The organism is Mycobacterium sp. TH-M15 (assembly GCF_057473705.1).
The window spans coordinates 1-4,196 of record NZ_JBYCLB010000527.1 but is presented as its reverse complement, the minus strand read 5'-3'; the positions used below and the strand labels follow the sequence as shown (position 1 = coordinate 4,196).

Sequence of the window (4,196 nt, the reverse complement as noted above, 5' to 3'; positions counted from 1 at the left end):
CGTCGTGCACCACCAACTGCCTGGCCCCGCTGGCCAAGGTGCTCAACGACGAGTTCGGCATCGTCAACGGCCTGATGACCACCATCCACGCCTACACCCAGGACCAGAATCTGCAGGACGGGCCGCACACGGACCTGCGCCGGGCCCGCGCCGCCGCGGTCAACATCGTGCCCACCTCCACCGGGGCGGCCAAGGCCATCGGCCTGGTGCTGCCGGAGCTGCAGGGCAAGCTGGACGGCTACGCGCTGCGGGTTCCGGTGGTCACCGGCTCGGTCACCGACCTGACCGCCGAGCTGTCCAAGGCGGCCGGTGTCGAGCAGATCAACGCCGCCTTCAAGGCCGCCGCCGAGGGCAAGCTCAAGGGCATCCTGCGCTACTACGACCTGCCGATCGTCTCCACCGACATCGTCACCGACCCGCACAGCTCGATCTTCGACGCCGGCCTGACCAAGGCGATCGGCAAGCAGGCCAAGGTGGTCTCCTGGTACGACAACGAGTGGGGCTACTCCAATCGGCTGGTGGACCTGGTCGCCCTGGTCGCCCGGTCGCTGTAGCGCCGTGGCGGATTCCGCGTCGATCAAGACCCTCGACGACCTGCTGGCGGCCGGGGTCGCCGGCCGGGGCGTGCTGGTGCGCTCGGACCTGAACGTGCCGCTCGACTTCTCGGAGGGGGGGACCGGCTATATCACCGACGCCGGTCGGATCACCGCGTCGGTGCCGACGCTGAAGGCGCTGGTCGACGCCGGCGCCAAGGTGGTGGTCGCCGCACACCTGGGCCGGCCCGCCGACGGGCCGGACCCGGCGCTGTCGCTGGCGCCGGTCGCCGCCGCGCTGGGCGAGCGGCTGGGCCGGCACGTGCAGCTCGCCGCCGACGTGGTGGGCACCGACGCGCTGGCCCGCGCCGAGGGGCTGACCGACGGCGACGTGCTGCTGCTGGAGAATGTCCGCTTCGACGCGCGGGAGACCAGCAAGGTCGAGGGAGAGCGCCGCGCGCTGGCCCACCAGCTCGCCGAGCTGGTGGCCGGCCCGGACGGCTCGCCGGGCGCGTTCGTCTCCGACGGGTTCGGTGTGGTGCACCGCAAGCAGGCCTCGGTCTACGACGTGGCCACCCTGCTGCCGTGCTACGCCGGCACCCTGGTGGCCGAGGAGATCCGGGTGCTGCGCCAGCTCACCGAGTCCACCGAGCGCCCATACGCGGTGGTGCTGGGCGGGTCCAAGGTCTCCGACAAGCTGGGCGTGATCGAATCGCTGGCCGGCAAGGCGGACAGCATCGTGATCGGCGGCGGCATGTGCTTCACCTTCCTTGCCGCTGAAGGGCTTCCGGTCGGCAATTCGTTGCTGGAAGTCGGGATGGTGGACACCTGCCAACGGCTCCTGCTGGACTACGCCGACGTCATCCGGCTGCCGGTGGACATCGCTGTGGCGGAGACGTTCGACGGCGGCGCCGCCGCCGGCGTCGTCGCGGCCGAGGAGATCCCGGAGAACACGATGGGACTGGACATCGGCCCCGGGTCGGTGCAGCGGTTCGCCACCCTGCTCTCCAACGCCAAGACGATCTTCTGGAACGGCCCGATGGGCGTGTTCGAGTTCCCCGCCTTCGCCGCCGGAACCAAGGGGGTGGCCGAGGCCATCGCGGCGGCCACCGAGAAAGGCGCGTTCAGCGTGGTCGGCGGCGGTGACTCGGCGGCCGCGGTGCGCGCACTGGGCCTGCCGGACGACGGCTTCTCGCACATCTCCACCGGCGGCGGGGCGTCGCTGGAATACCTCGAGGGCAAGGCGCTGCCCGGCATCGAGGTGCTCAAGACCGGAGGGCCGCAATGACTCGCAAGCCGCTGATCGCCGGCAACTGGAAGATGAACCTCAACCACTTCGAGGCGATCGCCCTGGTGCAGAAGGTCGCCTTCGCGCTGCCGGACAAGTACTACGACCGGGTGGATGTCACCGTGCTGCCGCCGTTCACCGACCTGCGCAGCGTGCAGACCCTGGTCGACGGCGACAAGCTGCGGTTGACGTTCGGTGCCCAGGACCTGTCGGTGCACGACTCGGGCGCCTACACCGGTGAGGTGAGCGGGGCGTTCCTGGCCAAACTCGGCTGCAGCCACGTCGTCGTCGGGCACTCCGAGCGGCGCAGCTACCACAACGAGGACGACGCGCTGGTGGCCGCGAAGGCCGCCGCCGCACTGAAACACCACCTCACCCCGATCGTCTGCTTCGGCGAGCAGCTGGAGATCCGGGAGGCCGGCAACCACGTCGAGCACTGCGTCGGACAGCTGCGCGGCTCGCTGGCCGGGTTGAGCACCGAGCAGATCGCCCGGGTGGTGGTCGCCTACGAGCCGGTCTGGGCGATCGGTACCGGCCGGGTGGCCGGGGCGGCCGACGCGCAGGAGGTCTGCGCCGCGGCCCGCGCCGAGCTGGGCGCGCTGGCCGACGCGAAGACCGCCGAGACGGTGCGGGTGCTCTACGGCGGCTCGGTGAACGCCAAGAACATCGGCGAGCTGATCGGCCAGGACGACGTGGACGGCGCGCTGGTCGGCGGGGCGTCGCTGGACGGTGAGCAGTTCGCCACCCTGGCGGCGATCGCCGCCGGGGGCCCGCTGCCGTGAGCACCCTGCCCGGGGCCGGGGACCGACGGCCGGCCGCAGCGGCCATCGCGCTGATGGTGATCTTCGAGCCGCCCTGCCGGTTGCGGCCCGCGGTGGCCCAGCCGGTAGGCTCACGGCCATGGTTTTAGCGCTGCAGATCATCCTGGTGATCACCAGCCTGCTGCTGGTGCTGCTGGTGCTGCTGCACCGGGCCAAGGGCGGCGGGCTGTCCACGCTGTTCGGCGGTGGTGTGCAGTCCAGTCTCTCCGGGTCGACGGTGGTGGAGAAGAACCTGGACCGGCTGACCCTGTTCGTCACCGGCATCTGGCTGGTCTCCATCGTCGCGATGGCGCTGCTGATCAAGTACCGCTGAACCAGGTTCGGGCTGGCCGGGGTGATATGGCGCTACGAGCGGGCGATCTACCGATGATCGCTGCCGCCGTCGATCCCGGGCGCCATGGCTGAGGTTCCGGACGCCGCGCTCGCCCCGATCGGCGCGGTGCGGCGCACCCGGGTCGGCCGCGAGGCCACCGAGCCGATGCGCGACGACATCCGGCTGCTCGGCGCCATCCTCGGCGACACCGTGCGGGAACAGCACGGCGACCAGGTGTTCGACCTGGTCGAGCGGGCCCGGGTCGCGGCGTTTGCGGTGCGCCGCTCGGAGATCGACCGGGCCGAGGTGGCGCAGCTCTTCACCGGCATCGACATCCACCGGGCCATCCCGGTGATCCGGGCGTTCACCCACTTCGCGCTGCTGGCCAACGTGGCCGAGGACATCCACCGCGAGCGGCGCCGCGCCATCCACGTCGCCGCCGGCGAGCCGCCGCCGGAGAGCACCCTGGCGGCCAGCTACCGCAAGCTGGACGCGGCCGGGCTGGACACCGGGCGGGTCGCCGCGGCGCTGGCCGGGGCGCTGGTCGCACCGGTGATCACCGCCCACCCCACCGAGACCCGCCGCCGCACGGTCTTCGTCACCCAGCACCGGATCACCGAGCTGATGCGGTTGCGGGCCGAAGGCCGCACCGAGACCGACACCTCGTGTTTCCAGGCCCACGACATCGAGCTGGAGCTGCGCCGCCAGGTGCTCACCCTGTGGCAGACCGCCCTGGTCCGACTGTCGCGGCCGCAGATCACCGACGAGATCGCCGCCGGGCTGCGGTACTACCCGGCCGCGTTCCTGGCCGTCATCCCGCAGCTCAACGCCGACGTGCGGGGCGCACTGCGGTCCCGCTGGCCCGACGCCGGCCTGCTCGCCGAACCGATGCTGCGGCCGGGTTCGTGGATCGGCGGCGACCGGGACGGCAATCCGTACGTCACCGCCGAGGTGGTCCGGTTCGCCACCGCGGGCGCCGCGCAGACCGCGCTGGCGCACTACCTCGCCGAACTGGCCGCGCTGGAGCAGGAGCTGTCCATGTCGGGCCGGCTGGTCGAGGTCACCGCCGAGCTGACCGCACTGGCCGGCGCCGACCGGGCGACCGAGCATCGCGACGAGCCGTACCGCCGGGCGGTGCGGGTGGTGCGCAGCCGGCTCAGCGCCACCGCCGCCGAGATTCTGGACGAGCGGCCCGTCGTCGGTTTCGCCGCGCTCGACCCGGACCTGCCCGGATACGCCAC

General features: G+C 71.9%; 5 protein-coding genes. All 5 read left to right on the top strand.

The genetic code is table 11. From position 1 onward, the window contains the following. Window positions 1–554: type I glyceraldehyde-3-phosphate dehydrogenase (locus tag AC2VNT_RS12880; protein ID WP_486947234.1), on the top strand; the 554-nt coding region annotated here is incomplete at its 5' end. A 4-nt stretch (window positions 555–558) separates the two neighbouring features. Continuing rightward, on the top strand, window positions 559–1,821 hold the full coding sequence (locus tag AC2VNT_RS12875) for a phosphoglycerate kinase (protein ID WP_486947233.1): 1,263 nt from the start codon (window positions 559–561) through the stop codon (window positions 1,819–1,821). Next, window positions 1,818–2,603: a triose-phosphate isomerase gene (gene tpiA, locus AC2VNT_RS12870; RefSeq protein ID WP_486947232.1), complete on the top strand. Its 786-nt coding sequence runs from the start codon at window positions 1,818–1,820 to the stop codon at window positions 2,601–2,603. The genes AC2VNT_RS12875 and tpiA overlap by 4 nt, the downstream gene beginning before the upstream one ends. 118 nt (window positions 2,604–2,721) lie before the next feature. Further along, window positions 2,722–2,955 carry a preprotein translocase subunit SecG gene (gene secG / locus AC2VNT_RS12865; protein ID WP_486947231.1) on the top strand — a complete coding sequence of 78 codons (234 nt, stop codon included), beginning with the start codon at window positions 2,722–2,724 and terminating at the stop codon, window positions 2,953–2,955. A gap of 84 nt (window positions 2,956–3,039) precedes the next feature. Then, window positions 3,040–4,196: phosphoenolpyruvate carboxylase (locus tag AC2VNT_RS12860; protein ID WP_486947230.1), on the top strand; the 1,157-nt coding region annotated here is incomplete at its 3' end.

Excerpts from the sequence above, each read along its gene's own strand:
- tpiA (WP_486947232.1), top strand. The coding sequence starts at position 1,818 with ATGACTCGCAAGCCGCTGATCGCCGGCAACTGGAAGATGAACCTCAAC.
- secG (WP_486947231.1), top strand. The coding sequence starts at position 2,722 with ATGGTTTTAGCGCTGCAGATCATCCTGGTGATCACCAGCCTGCTGCTG.